This is a genomic window from Odoribacter sp. AF15-53 (genome assembly GCF_003479425.1).
Lineage (GTDB): Bacteria > Bacteroidota > Bacteroidia > Bacteroidales > Marinifilaceae > Butyricimonas.
In genome coordinates this window covers 391,662-417,034 of the sequence record NZ_QUHC01000002.1, presented here as the reverse complement: position 1 = coordinate 417,034, position 25,373 = coordinate 391,662, and the positions used below count along the sequence as shown (strand labels likewise).

At 41.9% G+C, this 25,373-nt stretch carries 25 protein-coding genes and 1 pseudogene; 6 read left to right on the top strand and 20 right to left on the bottom strand.

Annotated elements, in window-relative coordinates:
- Nucleotides 1-70 precede the first annotated feature (70 nt).
- Nucleotides 71-1,375 carry an O-antigen ligase gene (locus DWW52_RS06275; RefSeq protein ID WP_233556734.1) on the top strand — a complete coding sequence of 435 codons (1,305 nt, stop codon included), beginning with the start codon at nucleotides 71-73 and terminating at the stop codon, nucleotides 1,373-1,375.
- Here DWW52_RS06275 and DWW52_RS06270 read toward each other — a convergent pair.
- The 6 genes from DWW52_RS06270 to DWW52_RS06245 all read right to left on the bottom strand — a co-directional run bounded on the left by DWW52_RS06270 (nucleotide 1,365) and on the right by DWW52_RS06245 (nucleotide 8,343).
- Entirely contained in the window at nucleotides 1,365-2,792 is a 1,428-nt protein-coding gene (locus DWW52_RS06270) for a capsule assembly Wzi family protein (protein ID WP_233556732.1), read from the bottom strand. The genes DWW52_RS06275 and DWW52_RS06270 overlap by 11 nt on opposite strands.
- Nucleotides 2,793-2,821: 29 nt before the next feature.
- Entirely contained in the window at nucleotides 2,822-3,568 is a 747-nt protein-coding gene (locus DWW52_RS06265; protein WP_118714610.1) for a 2-C-methyl-D-erythritol 4-phosphate cytidylyltransferase, read from the bottom strand.
- 143 nt (nucleotides 3,569-3,711) lie between these two features.
- Nucleotides 3,712-5,922 (bottom strand): GH92 family glycosyl hydrolase, encoded by a 2,211-nt coding sequence (locus tag DWW52_RS06260; RefSeq protein ID WP_118714609.1) that lies wholly within the window; start codon nucleotides 5,920-5,922, stop codon nucleotides 3,712-3,714.
- A 5-nt stretch (nucleotides 5,923-5,927) separates the two neighbouring features.
- A complete protein-coding gene (locus DWW52_RS06255) occupies nucleotides 5,928-6,881 on the bottom strand; it encodes an ROK family protein (protein ID WP_118714608.1) in 954 nt (317 codons plus the stop codon).
- A gap of 275 nt (nucleotides 6,882-7,156) precedes the next feature.
- Complete coding sequence (locus DWW52_RS06250) at nucleotides 7,157-7,864, bottom strand: tRNA1(Val) (adenine(37)-N6)-methyltransferase (protein ID WP_118714607.1); 708 nt, start codon at nucleotides 7,862-7,864, stop codon at nucleotides 7,157-7,159.
- 53 nt (nucleotides 7,865-7,917) lie between these two features.
- Nucleotides 7,918-8,343: a DUF5606 domain-containing protein gene (locus tag DWW52_RS06245; RefSeq protein WP_118714977.1), complete on the bottom strand. Its 426-nt coding sequence runs from the start codon at nucleotides 8,341-8,343 to the stop codon at nucleotides 7,918-7,920.
- 299 nt (nucleotides 8,344-8,642) lie between these two features.
- Between DWW52_RS06245 and DWW52_RS21220 the strand changes: the two genes are divergently transcribed.
- The 3 genes and pseudogenes from DWW52_RS21220 to DWW52_RS06235 all read left to right on the top strand — a co-directional run.
- The gene (locus DWW52_RS21220; RefSeq protein ID WP_233556730.1) at nucleotides 8,643-8,831 is read left to right on the top strand and encodes an RNA polymerase sigma factor; all 189 of its coding nucleotides are present in this window, start codon (nucleotides 8,643-8,645) and stop codon (nucleotides 8,829-8,831) included.
- Complete coding sequence (locus tag DWW52_RS21215) at nucleotides 8,776-9,075, top strand: RNA polymerase sigma factor (protein ID WP_233556728.1); 300 nt, start codon at nucleotides 8,776-8,778, stop codon at nucleotides 9,073-9,075. The genes DWW52_RS21220 and DWW52_RS21215 overlap by 56 nt, the downstream gene beginning before the upstream one ends.
- A gap of 162 nt (nucleotides 9,076-9,237) precedes the next feature.
- Nucleotides 9,238-9,479: pseudogene (locus tag DWW52_RS06235) on the top strand (SPASM domain-containing protein); the annotation flags it as partial.
- 95 nt (nucleotides 9,480-9,574) lie between these two features.
- On the opposite strand, the gene DWW52_RS06230 reads toward DWW52_RS06235, so the two are convergent.
- The 6 genes from DWW52_RS06230 to DWW52_RS06205 form a co-directional block, all read right to left on the bottom strand.
- A complete protein-coding gene (locus tag DWW52_RS06230) occupies nucleotides 9,575-10,309 on the bottom strand; it encodes a TerB family tellurite resistance protein (RefSeq protein WP_118714606.1) in 735 nt (244 codons plus the stop codon).
- Nucleotides 10,310-10,312: 3 nt separating this feature from the next.
- Nucleotides 10,313-10,912 carry a dephospho-CoA kinase gene (gene coaE, locus DWW52_RS06225; RefSeq protein ID WP_118714605.1) on the bottom strand — a complete coding sequence of 200 codons (600 nt, stop codon included), beginning with the start codon at nucleotides 10,910-10,912 and terminating at the stop codon, nucleotides 10,313-10,315.
- Nucleotides 10,913-10,916: 4 nt separating this feature from the next.
- The gene (locus DWW52_RS06220; protein WP_118714604.1) at nucleotides 10,917-11,906 is read right to left on the bottom strand and encodes a CdaR family protein; all 990 of its coding nucleotides are present in this window, start codon (nucleotides 11,904-11,906) and stop codon (nucleotides 10,917-10,919) included.
- Nucleotides 11,907-11,995: 89 nt separating this feature from the next.
- Nucleotides 11,996-12,259: a preprotein translocase subunit YajC gene (gene yajC, locus DWW52_RS06215; protein ID WP_370449492.1), complete on the bottom strand. Its 264-nt coding sequence runs from the start codon at nucleotides 12,257-12,259 to the stop codon at nucleotides 11,996-11,998.
- Between the two features lie 68 nt (nucleotides 12,260-12,327).
- Nucleotides 12,328-12,765: a DUF1573 domain-containing protein gene (locus tag DWW52_RS06210; protein ID WP_118714603.1), complete on the bottom strand. Its 438-nt coding sequence runs from the start codon at nucleotides 12,763-12,765 to the stop codon at nucleotides 12,328-12,330.
- 37 nt (nucleotides 12,766-12,802) lie between these two features.
- Complete coding sequence (locus DWW52_RS06205) at nucleotides 12,803-13,573, bottom strand: AMP nucleosidase (protein ID WP_118714975.1); 771 nt, start codon at nucleotides 13,571-13,573, stop codon at nucleotides 12,803-12,805.
- 64 nt (nucleotides 13,574-13,637) lie between these two features.
- Between DWW52_RS06205 and DWW52_RS06200 the strand changes: the two genes are divergently transcribed.
- Nucleotides 13,638-14,900, top strand: a complete 1,263-nt coding sequence (locus DWW52_RS06200; RefSeq protein WP_199691961.1) for an S-adenosylmethionine:tRNA ribosyltransferase-isomerase — start codon at nucleotides 13,638-13,640, stop codon at nucleotides 14,898-14,900.
- A gap of 1 nt (nucleotide 14,901) precedes the next feature.
- A complete protein-coding gene (locus DWW52_RS06195; RefSeq protein WP_118714602.1) occupies nucleotides 14,902-15,345 on the top strand; it encodes a type I restriction enzyme HsdR N-terminal domain-containing protein in 444 nt (147 codons plus the stop codon).
- Between the two features lie 713 nt (nucleotides 15,346-16,058).
- Here the strand turns inward: DWW52_RS06195 and meaB are convergent.
- From meaB to DWW52_RS06160, 8 genes are all read right to left on the bottom strand, one after another.
- On the bottom strand, nucleotides 16,059-17,156 hold the full coding sequence (gene meaB / locus DWW52_RS06190) for a methylmalonyl Co-A mutase-associated GTPase MeaB (RefSeq protein ID WP_199691969.1): 1,098 nt from the start codon (nucleotides 17,154-17,156) through the stop codon (nucleotides 16,059-16,061).
- 114 nt (nucleotides 17,157-17,270) lie between these two features.
- Nucleotides 17,271-17,564, bottom strand: coding sequence for an HU family DNA-binding protein (locus DWW52_RS21360; RefSeq protein WP_370449491.1), 294 nt, complete (start codon nucleotides 17,562-17,564; stop codon nucleotides 17,271-17,273).
- Complete coding sequence (locus DWW52_RS06180) at nucleotides 17,554-19,509, bottom strand: hypothetical protein (protein WP_233556724.1); 1,956 nt, start codon at nucleotides 19,507-19,509, stop codon at nucleotides 17,554-17,556. Before DWW52_RS06180 ends, DWW52_RS21360 begins: the two co-directional genes overlap by 11 nt.
- Nucleotides 19,506-20,387 (bottom strand): fimbrial protein, encoded by an 882-nt coding sequence (locus DWW52_RS21205; RefSeq protein WP_233556722.1) that lies wholly within the window; start codon nucleotides 20,385-20,387, stop codon nucleotides 19,506-19,508. Before DWW52_RS21205 ends, DWW52_RS06180 begins: the two co-directional genes overlap by 4 nt.
- Before the next feature lie 8 nt (nucleotides 20,388-20,395).
- Nucleotides 20,396-21,457: a fimbrillin family protein gene (locus DWW52_RS06175; protein ID WP_118714599.1), complete on the bottom strand. Its 1,062-nt coding sequence runs from the start codon at nucleotides 21,455-21,457 to the stop codon at nucleotides 20,396-20,398.
- 100 nt (nucleotides 21,458-21,557) lie between these two features.
- Entirely contained in the window at nucleotides 21,558-22,643 is a 1,086-nt protein-coding gene (locus DWW52_RS06170) for a fimbrillin family protein (RefSeq protein WP_158582504.1), read from the bottom strand.
- Between the two features lie 43 nt (nucleotides 22,644-22,686).
- Complete coding sequence (locus DWW52_RS06165) at nucleotides 22,687-23,697, bottom strand: DUF5119 domain-containing protein (protein ID WP_118714597.1); 1,011 nt, start codon at nucleotides 23,695-23,697, stop codon at nucleotides 22,687-22,689.
- A gap of 11 nt (nucleotides 23,698-23,708) precedes the next feature.
- Nucleotides 23,709-24,938, bottom strand: coding sequence for a DUF3575 domain-containing protein (locus DWW52_RS06160; protein ID WP_158582503.1), 1,230 nt, complete (start codon nucleotides 24,936-24,938; stop codon nucleotides 23,709-23,711).
- Between the last annotated feature and the right edge of the window lie 435 nt (nucleotides 24,939-25,373).

Genomic DNA, 25,373 nt, shown 5'->3' with positions numbered 1-25,373 from the left:
ATACGTTTTTTATGTACTTGGGTGCGATATGCAAAGCAAATCATATATATTTGTATTGTAAATGAATGTTATGAATCGGATGGTAAAGTTTCAAAGGTATTTCTTCCTCTTGGTTGCTTTCTTATTGGGGAGCCTGGCACCTTTGTACGGTAACGTTTTCAATTTTTTATTGCTTGTCTTCGTGCTGGTATTGTTAGGAGTTAACCGGAAAGAAGTAATGCGGAATATACGGCAAGAGCGGGTATATATTTTAGTGAATGTTGCCTTTTTAATTTACTTTTCGTTGCATACATTGATCGTGCTTTTGAAAGGTGATCCTATTGCCCCTCCAAGTTACGGAACTTTTGAAGTTTTAATATTGAATTTCATTCTTGTGCCGATATATGTATCTACTTTTAGAAATTGGCTTACTCCTGAATTATTAAAACAATTTCTTTTTTATTTCTGTCTGGGGTGTTTATTGTTGAATGTATATATCTTTTTTTCGTTAACGGGGACGAATTTGTTTTCTGCCCCGTTGGATACGTTGAACGGGATTTATAATGTGCGTTTCGGGGAGAATCGGGTGGTGTTGGGAAGTAAATTTTGGTTGGAAGTTCAAGCCATGATTCTTGCAATGGCATCTTTAGCCTCTTATTTGTTGGCCATAAAGGAGAGACGTCCGGTGATGAAAATGGTTTGTTTCATGATGTTTTTTCTTTTGCTGATCTTTCTTTCGTTTACGGTTACGAAGTCTTCGATTATTGGTTTTTTACTTGGATTCTTGATTTTGAACGTGTATTTGTTTCGGAAATTTACCCTTCAAATGAGGTTTGGATTTATTGCCGGATTATTAGTGTGTGCATGTGCTTTCACTTTGTTGACGGATATAGCTATGTATGAAAAGCGGATTCAAGAAATTGAAGAAGAGATTCAAAGTGTTCGGAGCGGGGAATACAAGGGTGCAACAATCGTTCCTCGTGTTGCGTTTATCCGGGAAAGTTTCCGGCATGTGGACGAGTTCTCTTTGTGGGGATTAGGGGTTTGTACCAAACACCGGATTAAAGCTTGGTACGAAGCTTCGGAGATGAATATTGCAATTTATAATAATGTAAATAATGCTTTCCTGCAATACTGGATTACTGGGGGAATATTCGGGCTTGGCCTGGTACTTTTTTTGTTTGGTGCTCCGGTTTATCGGATGATCCGGAAAAGAAACTTTTCCGTTTTGATTTTCGTGATACTAATTGTATTTTTCGTGGTGAGTAATACATGTGTCACTCTATCCTGGGCGAATTCCCGCTTATTAATATTGTTGTTTCTCGCTATGTTTTATTTTTATGGCGAGATGTTTGCCAAGCTGGAATGCTTTCCCGATAAATCAACTACTTTATAAGTTTTCCCTTGCGGCTTAATTTTATCGTGAATCCGAAGTTGTCTTTGAACAAATCTCCAAGATCGCAATAAATGCCTGTTTCCACTGAAAAGGGTAATTTACGGAATGGTAAGGTGACTTCTAACGCTCCCGAAAACTGATCTTTTTTCATGGGATTCCCGTATGTTCCATAGTTCTTGGAATATGATAGCATGAGTTTATAAGGCGTTGTTTGCCAAGCCATACCTTTCATTCCGATATGATGGGCGACTACTCGGTTATTGATTATTCTGATGATACCTCCGGAAAGGCCGGCCGTCATGAACGGGCTACCGATTGTTCTCTCGTATAGCGTCCAACCGCTGGCATATTCTCCATTATTAAAGTAATTGTCGCATCCGCCAAGTACTTTTCTGCCATAGAAATGACTGTTCGGGTCTTGTTTTGCTATTTCTTCCGGTGTGGCGGGACGATCGTGGCGAGAACCGGATTGATATTTCGTGTAATAAAACTCGTAGATAACATCCGTGATCCATAGATCTCTTTTTTTAGAACCATAGTAGAGGCAATAGGTGCCGTCCGGGAAGGAACGGAAATCTGTACCGGAACCATCTTCAAAGGGAATATCATGATAGAATGATAACGTGTAGTTATCAGCCAAGTAACTGATCGTTAAGTGTTCTCTTCCCAAGTGATTTCCGAGGGCATTGAGCGAATCGCTAACCGTTGATCCGGAGCCTCCGGCTTCAGCACAGACGATGCGGATATAGTCGTTGAAAGAAGAGGGTTGTTTCTCCCCGGAAGGAGAAGTCCCCGCCCATTGAGCCCAATGTTCCAGTCCGACAATGATTTCCAAACGTTGAAGCGGTTGGATTTTCAGGTAAGCCGATTTGTTATGTAAGCGGGTGTCTTCCACGTAGCAGTCGTCAATCATCATGTAGTCGGCCCAATTGAATTTAATGGATACAATGCCTTTTGTACAAGGAATTTTCATGAAATCACTGTTTAAATTGTAGCCGGGAAACGTGCGAGAATTACCAGAGCGTACGAAATCCCCGTTCGTGGAAGAAACTCCATTGAATTTTTCTGCCGGATGAATCATTCCAAGGTCCAATCGAAGATTACGCCAACGTGCACTTGCATATAGCTCATCCAGTATAACCTTATTTTCGGGGCGTGATAGAAATCCTGCAGCGGAAACCCCGTATGCGAATTGAATTTTGTGGCGATTCGTGAAATCGGAAAAAGCTCCTATCTCAAGAAGGGTTCCGTTTCCATTAGGTATTAAGCCGTGTTTATTACTTGTTGTCCAGAATGGTAATGTATTCTGATAGGCAACGAATCCCGTGAGTGAAGTTTTATAATCTATACTCCGTTCTTGTCCCTGAGTATAATGAAATACTAGGGATGCAAAAATAAATAAAATTGCACCTTTCATTTTGCCAATTTACGCACGTCCTTACTTCTTTACTTGGACAAAAGTAGCTTTTCTATGATAGAAATATCCTCTTTATACGTCAATTTAATGTTAAATGGCAAACCTTGTGTTATTTTAATGATTATCTCCGGCATGTAGCGTTTTACAACACCACAGTCGTCCGTGCTGAAAAAAATGGGATCGGTCAACGCTCTCCTGTAGGCTTCTGCCAAGATATCGGAATGAAAGCCTTGCGGGGTCTGGACTTGAAAGAGCGTGGAGCGGTCGGGAATATGATTTACGAATTGGCGGGACGGGTCGCTTTGCAGAATCGTGTCGGTCGAGGGTATTGCTGTCGTGCAGGCTTGGTAATCCTGAAGAGCTTTAATTACGCCGTCGATGATCTGGGTGGTAACTAACAAGCGAACTGCATCATGGATAATAAGATTGCATTTTTCATCTTGATAGATGTTTAACGCGGCGAGAGTCGAATCGTAACGTTCTTTACCTCCGGGTACGATATGTTTTACTTTTTGAAATCCTTCGAGTTGTACGATTTGTTCCGTTTCGTGGATATAATCCTTGTGCACCACGATGACGATTTCATCAATATGTTCGTGATTTTCGAATGTACTAAGCGTGTGAGCCAATACTGTTTTTCCCGCAATGACGATGAATTGTTTCGGGAGTTCTCCTCCTAATCGGCGTCCGGAGCCGCCGGCCAGAATAACACCGATGTTTTTTTTCGCCTTCGGCGAGTTACAGGTTTGCGAGTTACAGGTTACAGGTTTATTCATCCGATTAATTTCTTGATTTATGATTTTAGATTTCAGCACACCATGAATCGCCTTTGGCGAGTTATAGGTTAATTCCCCACACTCCGACCGAGGCTTTGTTTACTCTAAACTGAATTCAACTTTTAGTTTTTATCTTTTATCTTTTAGTTTTTCTGGGGTTCCGGGCTTAACACGAATTCTAATTCCCCTCCGTTCATGATCTCGTCATGGGTTATCCAGGTCCGGTCGAGCGGGTCGCCATTTAACAGGACCTCATGTACGTAAATGTATTTGTCATTTTCCCGGTTCGCTTTGATAACAAATTTGCGATCCTGTCCAAGTTTTATCGTAACCTTTGTGAACATTGGTGTACCCAATTGGTATTTCCCGTCACATGGATTTACAGGGTAGAATCCCATGGCAGAGAACACGTACCAGGCGGACATCTGTCCGCAATCCTCATTTCCGCAAAGACCGTTTGGGCGATCCGTGTAGAGTTCCCGGCGAATCTTATCCACGTAGTACTGTGTTTTGTAAGGTTCATCGGTATAGTTAAACAAGTATACCACGTGATGCGAAGGCTCGTTACCTTGGGCGTATTGTCCGATTAATCCACTGATATCGGGAGATGCGTTATCACCTTCGATAATTGATGGCAGGGTGAACAAGCTGTCCAGTTTGTCGAGAAAAGCGTTCTTTCCCCCGTGGAGGGCAATTAGGCCTTCAATGTCATGGGGAACAAACCAAGAGTATTGCCATGCGTTCCCTTCAGTATAATCATCGTCCCTATGGGTTGATGCAAATGGAGAGAACGGGGTTTTCCAACTTCCATCGACAAGCTTGGCCCGCATGAGTCCGGTTGAGGGATCGAACAGATTCTTGTAGTTCTTGGAGGATTCCATGAAATACAGGTAGTCGTCTTCTTTATTTAGTGCTTTTGCCATTTGGGCGATACACCAATCATCGTAAGCGTATTCAAGTGTTTTGGAAACCGATTCTTTTTCGAGATCACAAGGGATATAGTGATAATCTCTGAAAAGTCCGAGGCCGTGTCCCCGTGACATGGAGGTTTCTTTCATTGCTTCATAGGCTTTTTCCACGTCAAATCCCCGGATACCTTTTAAATAGGCTTCTGTGATGACCGGAATTGCGTGATTGCCTATCATGCAATGACTTTCATTGCCCATTAATTCCCAGTTGGGTAACAAGCCATAAGTCTCGTAATGTCGGATAAATGAGTTAATCATGTCGTTTACCCTGTTTTTCTGGGTGATCGTGAACAGGGGATGTGAAGCCCGGAAAGTATCCCATAGAGAGAATACCGTGTACTGATTTTCCTTACCCACGCTATGAATTTCCCCGTCCGGCCCTTTGTAATTCCCGTGTATGTCGGAAAAAATGTAGGGAGCCAGGTAAGCATGATACAGGGCCGTGTAGAATACCCGGTTTTCTTCTTTGCTTGCCCCTTCAACCTTTATACGGGACAAGATTCGTTTCCATTGTTGTTTGGCTTCGCGGCGTACTTTATCAAAGCTCCAATGGGATAGCTCTTTGTCTATGTTCGCGGCGGCTCCTTCGCTGTTTGCTGACGAAAGGCTGACTTTAACCAGTACTTTATTTGTCGTGGTTCCAAAATCAATGAAAGCATATCCTTGGTTGGAAACTAATTTCTGCCCGTTTTTTAATTGTCTTAACGTGTCGTTCCCGGCCCAAATATCTATGTCCTGGGAAAATTCCATGAAGAAATAGACATTATGTTCCTTGGCCCAACCCGTGGATTTGCGATAGCCTTGTATTGTCCGGTTATTAATCTTTTTGATTGATGTCATGATTGTCCGGTCCCAATTGCGGGCTGTTGTCAGATCTAGTGTTAATCCGTATACCGAGTTATCCGGGAATTGATAAGCATGCATCCCGCAACGTGGGGTAACTGATAGTTCGGTTTTTATCCCATTGTCGAAAGTCACGCTATAATATCCCGGTTCTGCGAATTCATTAGCGTGGGAGAACTTGGCGTACCCTTTCGTGATAAAGTCAATAGCCCTTTCACCGGGTTGCGGACGAGTCGTGACAGGTAACAGACGGATATCCTGTAAATCTCCGATTCCCGTACCGCTTAAGTGCGAGTGGGAAAACGAGGAGATTATGCTGTCGCTGTAATGATAACCGGAACACCACTCCCAACCACTTCTTGGATTATCTGGACTAAGTTGAATCCCCCCAAACGGGATTGCAGCACCGGGAAAACAATGGCCTTGCCCCCCGGTACCGATAAATGGATCAACAAAGTCCGTTACTCTGGTTTCTTTTTCTCTTTGGCAAGATGTCAAACTTCCGATAAAGCAAAGCAGGAGTATAAGGAGTTGTGTTCTCATGGTATCTAATTATTTAATTCATTCCATACAAGTGCGGATGCCCCGTAAATGGCAGCATTCGTGGGAAGAGAAGAACGAAGTATTTTTACTTTTTGTTTGAATACGTACAGCATGTTGGCTTCCATTTGTTCTTGGGTCGTTTTGAAAAGCCATTCCCCGGCGTTTGCAACTCCCCCTTGAAGGAATATGGCTTCCGGACTAATGATTGCAACCAGGTTGGCAAGCGCTTTGCCTAGTTGTTCTCCCGTGATCCGGAAAGCTTCCAACGCGATGGGATCTCCTTTCTGGGCGGCATCGTATACTTTTTTAGCTGTAATTTCCGAGTAAGGAATATCTCTTAATGCGCTGGGTGTATTTTCCAAGGCTAGTAATTCGCAGGCTGTCCGTTTTATTCCGGTAGCCGAAGCGTAGGTTTCCAGACAACCTCTGCGCCCGCAATTGCAGTACCTGTCTCCACCGCAAACGAGTGTGTGACCGACTTCTCCCGCCAGGCCATCATGGCCGTAAACTAATTTCCCGTTAACAACGATGCCGCTTCCAAGTCCGGTTCCTAACGTGATGATAACGAAATCTTTCATCCCTTTTGCACCGCCGTAAACCATTTCACCGATAGCGGCAGCTTTCGCATCGTTGGTTATAAAAGAGGGAACGTTAAATTGCTTGACGAGAAGTTCGACCATGGGAATGGTCCCTTTCCAAGCTAGGTTAGCCGCATTTTCAATTGTACCGTTGAAATAATTCCCATTGGGGGCACCAACGCCTATACCTACCAACTCTACATCAAGTTTGGATAATTCCTTTTGGACTTCTTGGTGCAAAGCTCGGACAAAGTCCGGCGGAGTGTTGTATGCTATTGTGGGTAAAGACCCACTTGCCAGACAGTTACCATTTTTGTCAATAATACCGAAAGCGATATTGGTACCACCAATATCAATGCCTAGTGAGACTGATGTTTGCATAATAATATATAAATTTGACAACAAAACAATTGCAACCTAATGCGTGGTTAAAAGTAATAAAAAAAAATAAGAGACCGATGGGGCGGTCTCTTATTTAATTACTAACTACTAACCTAAACATACAAACTTATGAAAAAAAACTGTGTCTTCTATCTGTTTTCTACATTACAAAGATAGGGGGTCTTTCAGGATTTAATAGTTAATAGATCGTTAATCTTTTCTGTATATAGATTTAAATCCGGCAAATGAAATAAAATAAATTAAACTTTGGGGAATTAGAGTTTCAAATAGAAATCTTTCGTTAGTTCTATATACGTGTCGTGGTATATATGTCGTTCTATTTCAATGATTATACTATCTTCTACATGGGTGTCTTCAGCTTTCGAAAGTTCAATCAGTTTTCGTTTGGGGGGCTTCGTCGGGGTGGGACAAACGTTTGTTAATTTGTTAATAAACCATTTTTTTGTTAAGGCCAATTCTATAAAATGATCAGCTTCAATGATGGGTAATATGACGCAAAGTTTGCCTTCGGGATCGAGTAAATGATCACAGACTTGGAGTATATCCGCGTGAGAAAGAGTTTCGCAATGTCGGGCTAATGTCCGGTTTCGTTCCGGAGTCTTGGTCGAATTGATAAAGAAAGGAGGATTACAAACGATTACATCGTATTGATATTCAGGTGTAAATGTCTGTACTTGTCCTTGAAATAATTGAATTCGTTCTTGCCACGGGGTGTTATTGACGTTTTCTAAGGCTTGCCCGAAAGCGGTCGGGTCTATTTCTATCGCATCGGCGAGTAATTCAGAGTTCCGTTGTGCGGCCATGATCGCGATAAGTCCCGTACCGGTACCAATGTCAAGCAAACGTTTCGCATGATCTAAATTGGCCCATGCTCCCAAAAGTACACCGTCTGTGCCGACTTTCATAGCACATTTATCCTGTCGGATCGTGAACTTTTTGAATTGGAAATAATCGTTTGCCATATAGAGAGGAGATGTAGCAAAAGTCTTCCAAACTTTTGCTACACTCTAGGTTGTTATTTTTCTTCTGTCGTTTCTTCTTTCTTTTCTTCTTCCGGCTCGTCGAAGTTTAAAAGATTTTTCTCCAATAATAAATTGTACCATTGGATCATTTTTCGCATATCGGACACGTAAACCCGGTCTGCATCATATTCGGGAACAACAGATTCGATATAATTCGTGATAACGGCTGCTGATTCTTTATGATTGATTGCCGGTTTCCCTTCTTCTTTATCGAAAATGCGTTTGAAAACGGTTTTTAAAGGCATATCTTCATCTTCCGTGTAAATAGAAATATCTTCGAGGGCAATAATTTTGGCATTCGAGTAAGCGGGAAAACGTTTCCCATCAAGCAATGATTCTACGATTAAGGCATTTGCCGTATTGCTGATTAATTTGTACAATCCCGGTTTTCCTGATATAGATAAAATTTCTTTCAACATATTGCTTTCTTTTTGTGTTTTGTAATTGATCGGCAAAAATACGAATCAATTTTAAAACCTAAAACAAAAGGGATATTTAATACGAGAAAATCCTTTAAAAATTTTAGATATCGTTTTATAGTAAAATATTTCAGTTTTGTATGCAACGTTTTGGATAAAAATTGCATCTTGCTAGAGAAAGGATAATTTAAACAGGAGAATGTTAGACGGAGCGTGGGTAATTCGGGAGTGTCGGAAAAACAATCCCAAAGCGCAAGAGGCTCTATATAAATATTTCGCACCCAAAATGATGGGGGTGTGTGCGTTATGCCGGAAATCCGGACGCGGCGAAGGATTTGTTGCAGGATGGTTTTATAAAGATTTTTACCCGTTTGGATGAATATACGGCTGTGGGAAGTTTTGAAGGATGGATGCGTAAGATATTTATTAATTGTGCTTTGGAGAAGATTCGTCAGGACAAGTTTTTTTTCTTCGGTAGCGGATGTTGAGGTGGAGAAAGAGGATATGACGCCTTCCGTGTTGGAGAAATTGACGAGTATGGAGTTATTACAGATTATTCAACAGCTACCGGAGGGGTTTCGTACGATATTCAATCTATTCGCGATCGAGGGTTTCTCTCACAAAGAAATCGGAGAGATGCTTCATATTACGGAAGGAACTTCCCGTTCGCAATATGCGAGGGCACGACAAAGATTACAAGAGATAATTAAAAGAATGTATTCATATGGATAAGGAGAACCGGATAGAAAAGATATTTCGTGAGCGGTTGTACGATTTTGAATACAACTTGGATGATACCGGATGGATTGAAATTTCTTCCCGGCTTTCTCGTCGTCATCGGTTTTACGAGTGGAGCGGGCGAATTGCTGTTATTGTGGCCTTGATTTTTCCATTCGTGTGGACGGGACGATTTCCGGTTGTCCTAGTATTCGGGCGAATTACGATCAGGGGAATATCTATCGGGATGATTTTATGCAAGTATGGAATGAACGTTTTAAACTCTTTCGGGATCGGATATGGGCCCGTCAGGGCGTTTGTGCGAGTGTTCCATGTTCCGTTACTGTTTGGATAACGGGATGCATCTTCATGATGAATCGGGAAAGCTTCTAGTGTGTCATTATCACCGAATAGTTTAGTCGAAAGTCTATAGGTTTATAAAGATTATAAACTTTAAGAGCCACAAGCTCGACTTTATGGACTTTATAAACTAGGTAAGAGTGTCAAAACGCTTTTATCCTATTCCCCGTTGTTTCTTGATTTTCTCGTAAGCCTCGTTGATGGCCATGAATTTCTTTTCGGCAGCTTTCCGGATGTCCTCGCCCATGTAACCTACTTTGTCGGGGTGGTTTTCAATCGCCATTTTCCGATAGGCTTTTTTTATCTCGTCATCTGTTGCTGATGAACTGATGCCCAGAACGCTGTAAGCGGATTCCAGATCGTCGTAATACATGGCTTTTATAGACTGGTAAGTTGTCGTGTCGATACCCAGCAAGTTGGAAATCCGGTCGAGTAAGGAAATTTCGAGTTTACATACCGTGCCGTCAGCTTTTGCAAGTCCGAACAAGAAGTACAACAGTTGCGTACGGGAATACACGTTCATGTTCATGCGAATCTGGTTACACACCTGATCCACTTCTATTTCTTTATTCAGTAAATCTTTGACGATGGCTAAAGCTTCCCGTTCGCCTTCCGGTCCGAAGTTATCCCGGAAGAACTTTTTCACGAAATCCAGTTCGTTGCGGGTAACTTTCCCGTCGGCTTTCATGAGAGCGGTGGCCAGAACCACGAGGCTTAGCAAGAAATCACCTCTCCCCGTGGGACGGGATCCCGGATCGTTCATTTGCTGGGATGTAATAACCGTTGTAGAGTCGAACGTGGAACCGATAAAAAAACCGAACAGGGCACCGATGGGACCTCCCATGACAAAACCTAAACCTGCGCCTATCCATTTTCCGTATTTTGCCATATTTTATACTTGTTTTGAATGTGTGTTGTTTAATTGCCGAATGATTGAAAGTATTTGTTTTACCACTTTGTCATCATCGTTATTGTAAATTACGAAATTCGATTTCGATTGTTTTATTTCGTCGGACATTTGATTATTGATGCGTTCAATCACTTTTTCTCGACAGACGATATCTCTTGACATGACCCTTTGGATTCGGGTTTCCATATTCGTTGAAATCAAAATGATCGCATCAAAAAGGTGTTCCAGTTTTGCCTCGAACAGGATAGCGGATTCAAAGAATACCAACGGGGCTTGTTGTGCGGCGCACCATGCCGTGAAATCACGGGTCACGATCGGGTGAACAATTCCATTTACCTGTTTGATTGCTTCTTTGTCATTGAAGATGATCGTTGCCAAGCGTTTTTTATCGAGTAATCCGTTGGATAGATAAATGTTATTCCCGAATAGTACGGTTAATCGTGTTCTGATCTCTTCATGCTGGTTGATCAATTCCGAGGCTCTCAAATCACTGATGTATACGGGATAACCCAATGTTTCGATGATTTGGGCAATCGTGGATTTTCCACTTCCTATACCCCCTGTCAATCCGATTTTTAGCATGGAATTATTTTTTCTTTTCGATGAGATATTCAACTGTTTCAGGAGTGAATATGAGATCCTTGATATGACTGGGTTGTTTGTCCAACATGATTTTCAGAGAGGCCGGGTTATCTTTGATTTGCTCATAATCCACGGAGAAAGAAAAACTTGTATCGGAAACTACCTCGTAACGACTCAATCCCACGTCAAAAGTGACATCAATGGAATGAGGGAATAAGCGGATCAAAAGTGAATCCGGTAAGTTCTTGATGACGAGAGGTACCGTTTTCTTCGATTCTGTGAATCGTTCCACTTCGATCTTAACTTTGGCGTCACTTTCATCGAATTGTGTCCCGAATATTTCTTCGAAGGAAACCGTTTTAGTCACATCTTTGGATAAATCTTTTAATTTGATCGGGGTGGTGTACACGGCCTTCAATGTGTCAAGAATAGATGCCGGACCGCTGATTTCCACGCTATCCGGTGTGACGGAAATATCGTTTTTCAACATATATTGCCGTTTCAACGTGTAGTCAACCTGTGGGATTACCGGGACTTTTTTACTTTCGAACCGGGAGAATTTAAACGTGATAACTTCCGGTTTAATCGTTGATAACTGGATATCCGAGTTGAGTTGCGCCCCGATACGATCTTTTAATTCGGATGTGATCACGTTATATTCCAATAAGTCTTTTTTGTCAATCAACGAGTTGACATTGAGTACTATGGGTAAAAAAGATGTGCTAATACTGTAACGAAGCAAGGCAAATCCGTGGGCTTTTATTGTCAGCGTCATTTCTTTCGGGGGCTCAGAAACGAGTAGTTTTCCCTTGGGAAAGTCCGTGTATTTTACCGGGTAAGTGATTTCGGTCGTGTATTCTTTGTTCAAAGCATTCAGAAACCACAATATGGTTGCAATGATAACACATACCCCGTATGTGACCACATTACGTTTGATGTGCAATTCATGAGATGCACCGAAATAACCTAATATCTTGCCGATAAAACCACGCATACGATAAAAATGTTACAAGTTACAGGTTACAAATTACAAGTTACAGGATAAGCGAACTAGTAACTTGCAACCTGTAACCTGCAACTAATTTATTTGCTAGCCGGAACGTCTGTCATGTCTTTCACGATGGCTTCCTTGCTTACTTTTAATCTGGCTTGACTTTCTACCTCGATGATAACAGTGAAATCGTTGATCTCGACAATTTTACCGAAAATACCTCCGGTTGTCATCACCTTATCACCTTTTTTCAATTCTTCCCGGTACTTTTTCAATTCTTTTTGTCTCTTCATTTGTGGTCTGATCATAAAGAACCAGAATACGACAACGATAAGAATAAGGGGTAAGAATTGCATGAATGCGTTACCTTGTGTAGCGGTTTGTTGTAGTGTCAACATGAAAATTGTGTTCATAATTTACTTTTTTATTTATTCTTGATATTTGCGATTATCTTAAGTTCAACAACCTTCTCAGGAATGTTTGCAAAGATATTAATTACTTTGTATTGTTTGCCAAATCTGCCCGAAGAGTTAAATTCAACCTCTATTTTTCCTTCTCCTCCGGGTGGAATCGGTTTCTTGTCATACTTGGGAATCGTGCAGCCACAGCTTGATTCCACGTTAAGAATCACGAGGCTTTTCTTGCCCGTGTTCTTGAAATGAAACGTGTGAACAACGATCTCACCCTCTTGCATATCACCGAAATTGAAAGATTTTTCCTCGGCTTCGAATTTGGCGAAAACGTTTGAGTCGTTCACGCTGGTCGGGGCGGGTGTTTGCTGTTCGATTTGTTTCTTTTGCTTGCTCTCGCATGAACAGATCAAAACGATCCCTAAAAACATGTAAAATAGTCCCTTGAGCATATTTTTTTATTTAGCCAACGAAAATACGACATAATATTTAAAAAATAAGATGCCGCATCGAATAATTTTTATCAGTGATATCTTGCATGGTCTCTATGGCAATGTCAAGATGTTCACGGACAAAATTTTGAGTAACGATCTTATCCGAGGCCGAGGTCTTGATGCCGTCCGAGATCATGGGGCGGTCTGATATCAACAGCAAAGCTCCTGTCGGGATACGATTGGCAAATCCCACGGTGAAGATCGTGGCCGTTTCCATGTCAACGGCTAGAGCCCTGGTCCTTACCAGGTATTCCTTAAAATTCTCGTCAAATTCCCATACCCGCCTATTCGTGGTGTAGACAACTCCCGTGTAATATTGCCTTCCCTTGTTCGTGATCGCTTTTGAACAAGCTTTCTGGATACTGAAAGCCGGTAGTGAGGGAACTTCTTTGGGCACATAGTCGTTGGAAGTGCCTTCTCCTTTTATGGCGGCAATCGGAAGAATGTATTCACCCACGTGATGCTTGGCTTTTAGTCCCCCACATTTCCCGACGAACAGAACGGCTTCCGGTTCAATGGCGGAAAGTAGATCGAGGATCGTAGCAGCATTTGCGCTACCCATCCCGAAATTGATCATTGTGATCCCGCCGAATGAAACGTTGGGCATGTTTTTATCTTCTCCGATGATGGGGGCGTTGTACTTTTCGGCGAACAACTCCAGGTAGTAGTCGAAATTTGTCAGTAGGATATGCTTTGAAAAATCTTCCAATGCCCGTCCCGTGTAGCGGGGGAGCCAGTCTTCAACAATATCTTTTTTCGTTTTCATGTACCCGACTTTTTCGTTATTTATCATTACTTTTGCAGCCTTAAAAGTAAGATATTATTACCGAATGACAAAGAAAATACCGGTTGAAAATTCTCGCGGGATGATTGAGGATTTAAAAGGAATCAGGATAGAAGATTACACGTACGATCTGCCGGATGAACGGATCGCAAAGTTTCCCTTGGAGCAACGGGAGGCCTCGAAATTGTTGATTTATGATAACGGAAAGATTGATGAGAAACATTTTTACGAGGTGCCGGGAATACTCGAATCCGACAAGATGTTAGTATTCAATAACACGAAAGTGATTTATGCCCGGATTTTGTTTCAGAAGATCACGGGGGCCATGATCGAGGTTTTTTGCCTGGAGCCTTATCAACCGTCTGATTACGTGCAAAATTTCGCCGCTTACGGTAGATGCGAGTGGAAATGCATGGTCGGGAACCTGAAGAAATGGAAAGAGGGAACGATCTATTGTCATTATCATTTCGAGGGACAAGAGTATCGGCTGGCTGCCACGCAAAAATATAGGGAAGAGAATGATGTGATCGTGGAGTTTACCTGGGATGCTCCGATAAGTTTCAGTGAGGTATTGGAGTGTTGTGGGCGGATACCTATTCCTCCTTACTTGAACCGAGAGTCGGAAGAAAACGACAAGATTCGCTATCAGACGGTTTACTCGAAAAACGAGGGATCGGTAGCGGCTCCTACTGCCGGGTTGCATTTTAGTCTTCCGGTGTTGCGGGCTTTGCGTGAAAAGGGTGTCGCTATCGAAGAATTGACTTTGCACGTGGGTGCCGGGACATTCCGGCCCGTGAAGAGCGAGACGATCGGGGAACACGATATGCACACGGAACATATTTCCGTGAGACGGGAAGTTGTCGAGCATTTGTACGCTCACCCGGAAAATGTTATTGCCGTGGGAACGACTTCGGTTCGTTCTCTGGAAAGTCTGTACTGGATGGGGATAAAACGGATATTAGGGGATGAGGATTTCAATTCGTTGAGACAATGGGAGGCTTATTCGTTACCTGCTGACTATACTTTGAAAGAGTCTATGGCCGCTTTGTTGGCTTGGTTTGATGAACGAGAGGCCGAGTTGTTGAAGGCTGAAACTACGATTATCATCGTGCCCGGATACACGTATCGGGTAATCACCGCCATGTTTACCAATTTTCATCAACCCCAGAGCACGTTATTGCTTTTGGTGGCGGCCGCTATTGGGGAGGATTGGCACAAGGTGTATGATTATGCGTTGGCCCATGATTTCCGTTTCTTGAGTTACGGTGATAGTTGTTTGTTGAAAATAAGAAATAATAAAAAGGTATAGCGTGAAAAGTCTGAATCTTCCTCCTTTCGAATATAAAGTAAAGAAACAGAACGGTCAGGTCTGGATTTTTGATTCAATCCGGAAAAGATATGTCGTGTTGACCCCGGAGGAGTGGGTAAGGCAGCATTTTATTCATTTTTTGATTGAGCGTAAAGGATACCCGGCGCAATTAATCGCTGTTGAAAAAGAAATTCAGGTGTGCGGGATGAAGCGGCGTTTTGATATCGTGTGTTACGACCGGCAGGCGACACCTTATTTGATTGTGGAGTGTAAAGCGCCTTCCGTGTCTCTTTCCCAAGTCGTTTTTGATCAGGCTTTCCAGTATAATCTTTCAATTTCGGCCCGTTTCGTGGCTATTACCAATGGATGTGAGCATTATTGCGGGGAGATTTCCGGGACGAACCAGTTTCGGGGTTTGCCAGAAATCCCTGATTTCGAAGGATAATGTTAGGTTTATGAACATGTTCCCGGCACCGTGTTGACGATGCCGGAATATGAACATGTGTCTTCCCAAACAGATTTGCAACCATGATTGAGGCGGACTTTAATATATCAGTAAATGACGATTCTAATCTTACCACATTATGATCATTAAATGAACGTTTAATGACAGCCAAAAATACATTTTTTTTATAACTTATCCTCGATTTGCGTATATTTTTTTGTCCTGAGAATCAAATACTCGCATTTTTCAAATACACGTTACATTTATTTACGAAAACGGAGAAATGACGATTATTAAACGTTCGATTTCTAACATTTTTCTTTCTTTTGGTAGAATGTTGTAATGTGTTGATCTCTTGGCGGAAACGAGGTATATTCATTTGTATCAATAATATTTATTATTAAATGAAACGTGTGGAATGGGCGTTGAGAAATAATAATCAATTTTTACATGATGCTTGCATTTACGAGGTGAAATTGTTTGTAAATTAAATAATTACGAGAGACTGGAACGTTGGGTATCATCTCCTTAGTTCCCGTTAAAATGCGAAGCTCATGGCTAGCTCGTCTAGGAATTGTCATGCAATTGTCTAAGAAGAGTCATAAATCGGGGTAGAATCCCGTGTTGATATTTTTTCTAAATCAATTAAAATTGTGTAGAGTCCTCCCACTCCCCCTTGCATGAGGGGAAGTGGGAGAGGAGGTTGTAATTTCTTATTTCGTGTCTTCCTTGAAATAGTTGTCCAAAAGTCGGAAGGCCGCAGCAAAAGAACTTTCTTCGTTGTTTTGAACTTTCTCTTCCGCCAGCTTGATTTGTTCTTTTTGACTTTGATAGAAGCGATTACGGAGTTGTTCGTCGATTGTCTCGTACATCCAGTATTTGGATTGCTCGCTGCGGCGGATGTCGAAATACTTATTTTGTTGGGTTTCGCTACAGTAATGCAATATATTTTCCCAGATGTCCTTGATCCCGGTCTTTTCATAAGCGGAACAAGTCATCACTTTGGGCTCCACTCCCGATTCGTGAGGGGGGAAGAGGTGAAGTGCATTTTGTAGTTGTACCTTGGCCAATTCTGCACGGGTAATGTTATTACCGTCGGCTTTATTGATGATAATGCTGTCGGCCATTTCCATGATACCTCGTTTGATCCCTTGTAATTCGTCCCCGGCTCCTGCGATTTGCACGAGTAGGAAGAAGTCGACCATGGAGTGAACGGCGGTTTCGCTTTGTCCTACACCGACTGTTTCAATCAATATAATATCAAATCCGGCAGCCTCGCATAGAAGCATGGCTTCCCTTGTTTTGCGGGCAACTCCACCCAGCGAACCTGCCGAGGGGGAAGGACGGATGTAAGCTAGCGGGTCACAGGCCAGTTCTTCCATACGGGTTTTGTCTCCCAGGATACTTCCCTTGGAGCGTTCGCTACTTGGGTCGATGGCTAGCACGGCGATTTTGTGTCCCTCGTTCGTGAGGAATTTCCCGAAAGCCTCGATGAATGTACTTTTCCCGGCACCGGGAACTCCCGTGATACCGATGCGTACCGATTTGCCCGTGTTGGGCAGACAGCGATTAATGACCTCTTGCGCCATGGCTTGGTGGTCAATGCGGGCACTCTCAACCAACGTGATCGCTTGGCTTAATATGTTGATATCTCCCCGGAATATCCCGGAAACATATTCGTCCGTGCTTAGCGATTTTTTCTTCAGGTGTTTCAACCTTTCGGCTATTGCCGGATTCACGGGATCCGGTTGTTCGATTCCCTTGTTGACAGCTAATCCTTCATAGCATGCGTCATTTTCAGGATGTACTATATCTTGTTGCATATCGTTTTAAATTAATATACGCGAAGATAGCTTTTTATGTGGTAATAAGGGAATGAAAATAAAAAAAACACCGCCTGTTAAGACGGTGCTGCTCTGGTTGCATTATTCTCCTGAAGAGGGAAGAGCTGATTTGAATTTAATTACTTTCCGGGAACCGATCTGTTTACGTTCTCCCGTGTATAAGTTGTAACTTATTCGGGGTGGGCGTTCATGGGTGTAAAAAGCACCAAAACCCATGAAGGTAACTCGTTGTCCAGATTGTAATGCTTGTGTGATACATTCGATTGTGGCTTGTAAGGTTTTGTAAACATCTGTTTTTTTCAAGCCAGTACGTTCGGCAACTAGTGATGTTAGTTCTCGTTTATCCATGGTTTGTTTCTCCTTGTTAGTTAATATCTTTTACACAACGAACACCTCCCTTATCCGTATTTTTATTGTTGATCAAATAATATACTTCTCCATTGTTGTCGACGGAAAATCCAACACGTTCACCGTTGGACGGGTTAAAACTGAAACTACTTCTGGAGAAATGATTCTTCAAGGGCCAAGATGTCGAGTTTCTTGGCATTCTGGAATACATTAGTGCCAGTTCTCTTTGATTGGGGACTCTCCATCCATTGGGACATATCGGATTCTTCCCCCCGGGTTGAGAACGGCCTCTAACGGTTTCCCACGTTAGAGTGTTGTCGAATGTGTTTTTATGTATTTCGAAAGCCTTCCAAGGTTTGTTATATCCACGGACATCACGTTCGTTGTGGTCGGATAGTTCTTCTTCGGTTTTGAATCCTCGTAATGATTTGGCATCCAGTCTTGTTAAGGTGATTGTCCTATTTTGGGCGTCGTAAGAGACGAAGTCATCGGGGGTTTTTGCTTCCGGTGCGTTTTTAGCTAATCCCAAGTTCCTGACACACCTGTAATAAACTTTTGAGTGATTAATGCCTCTGGTGGTACCACTTAATGCTCCGACAGAAGAACCTTCTGAGGACCACAATACTTCGGGATCATCCCTGTAACTATAAATAGGATCTATTATACTACTTTCCCATTGGCGATCTTTATTAAGAATCGTGCTGCTTGCGTACCATTGTTTGTCGATTTTCCATGTGCTGAGTTTGTATAGTCGGGATTGCGGGTCAAAAGAATTTTCTCCGATCCACAAGTCTGTGAGTTGGTTGATGCTGGCCAGGTACCATTGAATCTCTTCTTTATCGATTTGCCCGTTCCCGTTCATGTCGCGATTGAGGCGCATGCATTTATATTTAGCCGCTTCATATTCTGATTTCATGTTCCATGTGGTGGGATCAATGTAGATTGCCCAACTTACAGAATTTTCCCCGATCCACATGTTGATGGAGTTTTGTCGACCGTTGTAGTAGTTGTTGTATGTGCGATTCGTTTTTGTGCGTGCTGTTTCGAATAGGAGAGGAGTTTCATCCTGTATGGCTTCGGAACCCCATGCCGTGAAATTTTCTGTCGCCTCTTTATTGTACATTGTTTGAATGGAAGCCTGCCGGATGGAGTATAATGCGGTGGATATGGTACTCATTTGGTCTTTGCTGTATTGAAGGTTTGATAAGATATTGAGTACTCTTTCCTGGGTGTTGACGAATTTTTTCCATAATCCGTTCTCCACGGTTTCGGATGGATTTTCTGGATTCACCTCGTAGTAATATTCCTTGAGATAGGTGGTAAATATGATTTTGTCTCCACTGTCAAATAAATGTTCTCCTGGTGCTTCTTTTAAAAATCTACGTTTACATTCCTTTAAAATGCTGACGAGTTGTTTGATATTTAGCATTTTTTGCTTTCCTTGATTTATGTCAGCTATGTAACGATCCAGAGGATGAGTGAAGTTGGGGGCATTGAATTCCGTGTCCGAGTAAACTTCGTTGTCTCCTTGATATGGTACAAAATTCCCACTGTAAGTAGTACCTCCTTTTGTGTTAATGTTAAAATATATCCAATTGTAGTCTTGGGGATTTTCATTTTCCGCTCCATTGGAGAAAGGGGTATAGACATTCCATGTCAGAGAATTGTCGATATTCTTTTGCATGAAAGTTGTCGTGAAAATTTCATTATGGGCATCGAATCTCATGATTTTTTCTGCGATAACAACGTCTCCTTCGCTTCCGGGAGAAGGTTCATCGCCTGTTGTTGATTTGACCTCAACGATGATGTCATCAACGCTATTAATGGTTACGTTGTACGTGTAAAAATGATTTCTGAGACTGTTGTAATCATTCACACCATTCACTCCTCCCAGATGGATCGTGTAGGTCACGTCTGCTGAAATTTCTTGCCCTCCGGCGATGGCGTAAGATATATTCCCTCTTAATTTCACGTAGGTTGCCCGTTGATCAGCGTATTGGTAATCTCCGTTCGTTTCACTGCCATCAGGATTGGGTGTTTTTTTTGTTTCTCGCGCAGGGCGTATTGGGCGGCAAATGTTCCTTCGGCGGGGATTGCTTCTCTGGGATTTATCTTGTTTTCAGGTGTGTAGAATGCAAACGTGATCTTCCCCGTGGACGAGGTTTCAAAGTTGTTCCAAATACTGTTAAAATAGTTATTTTCAAATTCAAATTGTCCTTGGGTGGTGTTCGGGAACACGCTCACTTTTTGAGGTATGACCGCAACTTGCCAATCTCGCGGAGTGAAAGTTACCCCTTCTTTTGTTTGCACGTTGAAGCGAATTTTGGCGTCTGTTCGCACTAAAGGAATGTCAATAACATTCTGTTGATTGGCGATTAAATCTGTTTCTTCTTTTATCCCGCTCATCAAAAATTGGGTACCTCTCTCAAGAAAGTTGTCTTGCAGGCGAGAGGTCAAGGCTAATAATTCTGCTTTGTTTGCTACATTGTTCAATTGTTCCTCGTTCAGTTCGTGAATCGGAGTGTTGATGTTTGCGACAACGGCAATTGTTTTATCGTTTCCGGCAGGGATATCCTTTATTTGAGTTTGAAAGGTTGTCGGTTGGGATATGTTTGCATAAAATTGTCCGAACACTTTACTACCGTCTTGATTAAAAACGAACACGTAAGCGTTGCTGATCAGTTGTTCCTCTTCATCGTTCGACACGGCTCGCGATATGGTATTACCGGAAGAGTTGAATCTCAACGTTAACGTTGCGTTTCCATTGTTTTCATTACCTTTGAATTTATCGTCTTGACAGGCGATTATTAATAGAATCAAGATACATGCGTGGTATATATATTTTTTCATATTTCCTTTTATTTAAATTCAGGCACGTTAACTGTTTCTGGGATCCACGGAGCTACCGTGCAGGTTAATGTGATATTTGCCAGTGCTGATACAAGGATGTTTATTGAGTAGCGTTTCCCGCTTTCCAGGGAGTTTATGATTTGTTTTAATGAAACCGTTATAACTCTGGTTTGGATAGACTCGGCTGCAAATCGGTATTCGACGGAGACTTGAATCTCGTCAGATGCGTCAATTTCTTGTGGCAATAACATCAAATGCGAATTGGTAGAGGTGATGGACGTGTATTCGTTCGTGATCTTTGATAGATCTGTGTCTTCCAACCCGGGATCCGTGTTGTTCGTGCTTAACGTGTAAGATTTATCCTCCGCATCTTGGGTTGTTGTCCATGAAAATATTTCAGGAGAATTGACATAAGAGAGGGTGGCCTTGTGTTTGAAATCTCCTAGTGTGATGGAGGTTACTCTTACAGGAAAATCGCATGAACTGCTCATCTTGGCCTTGAACACGATGGATGAGAGGGCGTGCTTGAATGTTAACGGTAATTTCCCGTTGCTATTCGTGTTGGCTTTCGTCTGGTCGATCAGGGGAAGCGATACGAGTAAATCCCGTTGTGTTATAATGGCATCCGGAACGGTGTAAGTTAACCGGGGATAACCGCTCGTGGTGTTCGTGGAAGTTAATGCGGAGTACAGGTCGTTGGCTTCTGCGTAAGGAGAATAGGCAAAAAACGACAAGTTACCGCTACTGGGCCAGTACATCAGGGGTGCGTAAGTCCATTGTTCATTCGCTTTTTGCACCCGGGTGTTACACATGAAATTCGGGGAACTGGTCCCCGGGGTGAATGTGTCGGTTGTGTAGTAAGCGTATATCCCGAAATTTTGCATGTCATCGTTTCCGGTCTCGCTTCCCCGGGCTTGATTGGCTTGGATGAAGGATTCGTGGAATGGTGTGGTGACGAAATCAATTTTGTCGTTTTCCTTCACAAGTTCCGGATTGTTTCTACTTTTGTCGCACGATGTAAACGCGATCAATAGTGCTGCCGACAGTAAAATGTATTCTTTTCTTTTCATCGTTTGACTTTTTGTGTTTGTATTTAGTACCCGTGAGCGGACATTCAACCGCTCACGAGTGAGCCGTTAGGCTATGATTATGGTTGCATCAGCAAGTGGATTATTTCACAATTTCTTTGTCAATAGGGCTCCACGTTTCAACCTCTGTTACGAATTCGATGGGGGTCAAGACTCCCGCAGTAGCACCGATGTTCAAGTTGTAAGTGATTTTTTGGTTTCTGACCCAGTTGTTGGAAATTCCGACCTTTACTTCTGCATAAGTGTCGGCACTACCGTGTAAATAAATTTTTGTTTCATTTGCAAGTTTTTGATAGATTTTGCAAGAGATTGTTAAATAGGCTCCTGTTGTATTTGACTCACTCCAGGCCTCGATCTTTTGAGGTAACAGCATCAAGGCTTGATCCGCGGAACCGATTGAGGTGAATTTTTGTGTACCGTCATCTGTCATTTCGTAACCTGCTTCGGAAACGACTTGGGAAATAACTGAGTATTGGGCTTGACCGCTTAGGTTGTTCCATACCTCTGTTTCGAGGCCGGTTTTAGTGGTGAGGGTTCCCGTGCTCTTCAAATTATAAATCCGGATACCGTTTTCAGCAACATCCACATACAGATTTTCAGCACTTGTTCCGATTTTGAAATGTACCTGTGTCAAGGCATGTTTGAATGGCATGGTTACACTGTTACTGTTCTCTGGTTTCTGTTGATTTAAAGCGACGGCATACATTAAATCTTTTTGGGCTGTTTCGTTGTTAGGAACAGTGTAAGTTAATGTTAAACCCTTTGTGGCATTGAATGTGGGATTCGTGATGATAGAGTTGTCTAATGGTGTATAAGCGTAAAAATCAAGTATTTCGCCCTTTGTTGGCCAGTAAGCTTGATCTGATGCTTGTTTGTAGTTCCACTTGGAACCGTCAGAAATGATTACGACTCCTTCGGTTGTCGTTCCCATGTAAGGGGATTCTTGCAAGGTTTCCTCTTGTTTGATAAAAGCCGTAACCCCGAAAGTGTTGTTTGCGGTTAAGAATTCCTCGTTGTTATCCACCGGATTCCCTCTTGAAATATTTTTGTAGGTAGAGAACCCAATCAGGTTGCTGTCTTTGTTGATCTCCGAGTCAACAACATCGTTTTTCGTGCAACCGCTAATCATGGCTGCCGCGATAAGCATGTACAATAGATTTTTTTTCATGATCAATAAATTAAAAAAAATGAATGATTGTTTTATTTTCAATTTAAATAGGTAATTCGGCTTCGACTTCTTCCCACTCTTCAATGTCGGGTTGGAATACTCCGTCACCGTTACCGATGGTTTCCGGGAGCGTGATCTCTGCCCGAATTTTGTGAACAGTTTGTATTCCGTCATGTGAGGTTTCTAGCAAATCTTTCACGTCGAGGGAGACTGTGTAAGTTTCCCCGTTCACAAGAATAAAATACATGACTAGTTGATGATTATTGATGCACTGGTTATTTATTTTTTCCGGTCCGAACGTGACGAGTGTTTTTGTGATGGTGGCAAGCTTGTAGTTATCCGGATCAACACGTTTGTTGTTCAACACGAATTCGTGCGTGATATTGTGTCCGAATTTTGTTGTTTTTCCTAGGTTGATACCTTCGCACATGGCTGTTAGGTGTGAACGAGGGGCACCTGCTGCTGCTGTAATATTCATTACTTTTACCTCGATGTCGATTAATTCCGTTTGCCGTTCTGGGGAGACTTCGATGGTTTTGTTTATCTCGTGTACTCCATTTTCGGGTTTTCCCGTGTAATAATAGATGTCTTTTGGCTTGATCTCGATGGATTTGGCTAGAGCGTTGGCTAAGATGTCACATTCCGTTAAATAGGAATCATGATCTTCTGCTTGTGATGATAGATTCGCATATTTCGCCTCTTTGTTTGCCGAAATGACGGCTTTGAACGTGTTCAAATTTTCAATGTCAACAAAATCAATCGCTGTCAGTTCTTCTTCTGTATTGTTGATAACCATGATGTCGAATTTTCCCGGATAAAGGGGAATGTCTATTGTATTCGGATCGTTACTGATCAGGCATTTACATACAGAGTTCCCGCTTTCGCTGTCAAACACGTAAGCCGATATCCCGTTAGGTTCTAATTGTGATGGTTCCCAGTTGATATTCAAGCGTATAAATCCTCGTTTTTCCGTGGCGTAATACAATTTGTCCCTGTTACATGAGGTGCAGGCAAGTGCGAAACAAAGACTTACGATATATGTTATATTTTTCATGTTACACCTCCTTATTTTTTTACTGATTTTTTATTTAGCAACCATACGAGAGAAATCTTTGCGAATGTGGGACCTACCCATTGTTTCTTCTTTATTTCCCACGGGTATCTAAAAACTTTTATATCCCCGTACATCGTATCGTATTCGTTATCATATTTCTTGCAATTTCTTTGTAAATATCCCATACCGAGACTATATTCCATGTGAAAGTGTTTGCCGATTTTATGAGCGTAAGCAGCTTGGAGGCCTGCATCGAAGAAATCTCCTTGTTCCCCGTCCTCGGCAAAAAATTGTAAATCGTATTTTCCCGCACCACCGTACAAGCCGATGTTCCATCCTGTGAGGACTTCTTTTATTTTTCGGTTGCCGAGCCAGTATTTTACGCTAGCGTGTCCCGCCAATAGCTGCATAGTCCAATCTGCATGTGAGGATTTCCACCACGGGAAGATTCCTTCAGCGGCCACGGACCATTGTTTCCCGATGGGAATTTCTAGTTCTAAGTTTGCAGCTGAAAGAGCATCGTTGAGTAGATTTGTTTTAATTGCGAATAAAGGTTTCGTGATGATTACGGGTAAAACGGGTGCCTCTGGTTCTTGAGGTGTGGTAATCACTTTTTCTTCCGTTATCTCCTCTTTGATCTCCTTTTTGATGAGTTCTCGTTTATAATAAATTATACAGAGGGCGCCTGTGCGTAGTCGTGGCAGGATATTTTTTTTGATATAGTACCAAGGTTCTCCCTTTGCTAGTGTTTTAATTAACCATTTCTTTGCCCCATTTTCGCGATTTAAATTTATGATTTGAATTAATTTTTCTTGGTATGGGACGTTTTTATCTGTTTTAATCATACGTTCGAAATCAGTCCAATTCTCTCCTGTATATCGTGCCCGAACAAGTTCGTTTTTAATCATGGGATATTTTTCCGTGATATAAGCCTTAACACTCTCGGCTCTTTTTTGAGACAAGTCTAGGTTATACTTCTCGTTCCCGTCGGGGGAAGAGGTGGCAACAATGGTGATTGAATCCAAGCAGGATATGATTAGTTCTTTCTTGATGAAGATATCCAGTTTTTTTAGGGATTCGCAGTTGCCCATATACGTGCTGTCCAAAATAGCTTCGTCAATTTTGAAATATAATACAATATGATTGACGGAGTCTATTTCGTGTTGATGCTCTTGGGCACATACATGTTTCAGGCTTCCTGTTAAGAGCATTATTAAAGTAAGTATTGTATACGGCTTCATGATTTTGTAATAATTCTGATTTATCATTAATATCAAAAAACGATCATTTAATGATGTTAAATTACTTAACCATTACCGTACAATACAAAAAAATATAACTTCGTAATATTCAGTGATGAAAAATATATTTTCAAAAAAATGTTATAACAATAAATGTTGTAATTTTGTCATGTGAATAAACGATCGTTTTTTGATATTTGTGAGAATGTTGCTATATACTTATTATTATGTCGATTGTATTGTTTGCTTTTAGAACGATTTTAGTTTTGAATATTGTGGTATATTATTTGTGTTGTGTAAAATAATATGTATAATGTTAAGTTTGTTATTTATAATGAATTTAACAAACGATGGGGCAATGTAAATAGTTATATGGATAGATTTTCTTCTAATGGATGGCTCTATGCGTTGGAATGTGGCGAGGTAACATTACAG

What these genes read in the sequence shown, in the direction of transcription:
- DWW52_RS06175 (WP_118714599.1), bottom strand. Translation starts at nt 21,457, where the DNA reads ATGAAAAGAAAAGAATACATTTTACTGTCGGCAGCACTATTGATCGCG.
- DWW52_RS06210 (WP_118714603.1), bottom strand. Translation starts at nt 12,765, where the DNA reads ATGCTCAAGGGACTATTTTACATGTTTTTAGGGATCGTTTTGATCTGT.
- DWW52_RS21205 (WP_233556722.1), bottom strand. Translation starts at nt 20,387, where the DNA reads ATGAAAAAATATATATACCACGCATGTATCTTGATTCTATTAATAATC.
- DWW52_RS06205 (WP_118714975.1), bottom strand. Translation starts at nt 13,573, where the DNA reads ATGAAAACGAAAAAAGATATTGTTGAAGACTGGCTCCCCCGCTACACG.
- DWW52_RS06250 (WP_118714607.1), bottom strand. Translation starts at nt 7,864, where the DNA reads ATGGCAAACGATTATTTCCAATTCAAAAAGTTCACGATCCGACAGGAT.
- DWW52_RS06220 (WP_118714604.1), bottom strand. Translation starts at nt 11,906, where the DNA reads ATGCGTGGTTTTATCGGCAAGATATTAGGTTATTTCGGTGCATCTCAT.
- DWW52_RS06260 (WP_118714609.1), bottom strand. Translation starts at nt 5,922, where the DNA reads ATGAGAACACAACTCCTTATACTCCTGCTTTGCTTTATCGGAAGTTTG.
- DWW52_RS06255 (WP_118714608.1), bottom strand. Translation starts at nt 6,881, where the DNA reads ATGCAAACATCAGTCTCACTAGGCATTGATATTGGTGGTACCAATATC.
- DWW52_RS06270 (WP_233556732.1), bottom strand. Translation starts at nt 2,792, where the DNA reads ATGAAAGGTGCAATTTTATTTATTTTTGCATCCCTAGTATTTCATTAT.
- coaE (WP_118714605.1), bottom strand. Translation starts at nt 10,912, where the DNA reads ATGCTAAAAATCGGATTGACAGGGGGTATAGGAAGTGGAAAATCCACG.
- DWW52_RS06170 (WP_158582504.1), bottom strand. Translation starts at nt 22,643, where the DNA reads ATGAAAAAAAATCTATTGTACATGCTTATCGCGGCAGCCATGATTAGC.
- yajC (WP_370449492.1), bottom strand. Translation starts at nt 12,259, where the DNA reads ATGCAATTCTTACCCCTTATTCTTATCGTTGTCGTATTCTGGTTCTTT.
- DWW52_RS06165 (WP_118714597.1), bottom strand. Translation starts at nt 23,697, where the DNA reads ATGAAAAATATAACATATATCGTAAGTCTTTGTTTCGCACTTGCCTGC.
- DWW52_RS06230 (WP_118714606.1), bottom strand. Translation starts at nt 10,309, where the DNA reads ATGGCAAAATACGGAAAATGGATAGGCGCAGGTTTAGGTTTTGTCATG.
- DWW52_RS06275 (WP_233556734.1), top strand. Translation starts at nt 71, where the DNA reads ATGAATCGGATGGTAAAGTTTCAAAGGTATTTCTTCCTCTTGGTTGCT.
- DWW52_RS06245 (WP_118714977.1), bottom strand. Translation starts at nt 8,343, where the DNA reads ATGTTGAAAGAAATTTTATCTATATCAGGAAAACCGGGATTGTACAAA.
- DWW52_RS06265 (WP_118714610.1), bottom strand. Translation starts at nt 3,568, where the DNA reads ATGAATAAACCTGTAACCTGTAACTCGCAAACCTGTAACTCGCCGAAG.
- DWW52_RS06160 (WP_158582503.1), bottom strand. Translation starts at nt 24,938, where the DNA reads ATGAAGCCGTATACAATACTTACTTTAATAATGCTCTTAACAGGAAGC.
- DWW52_RS06200 (WP_199691961.1), top strand. Translation starts at nt 13,638, where the DNA reads ATGACAAAGAAAATACCGGTTGAAAATTCTCGCGGGATGATTGAGGAT.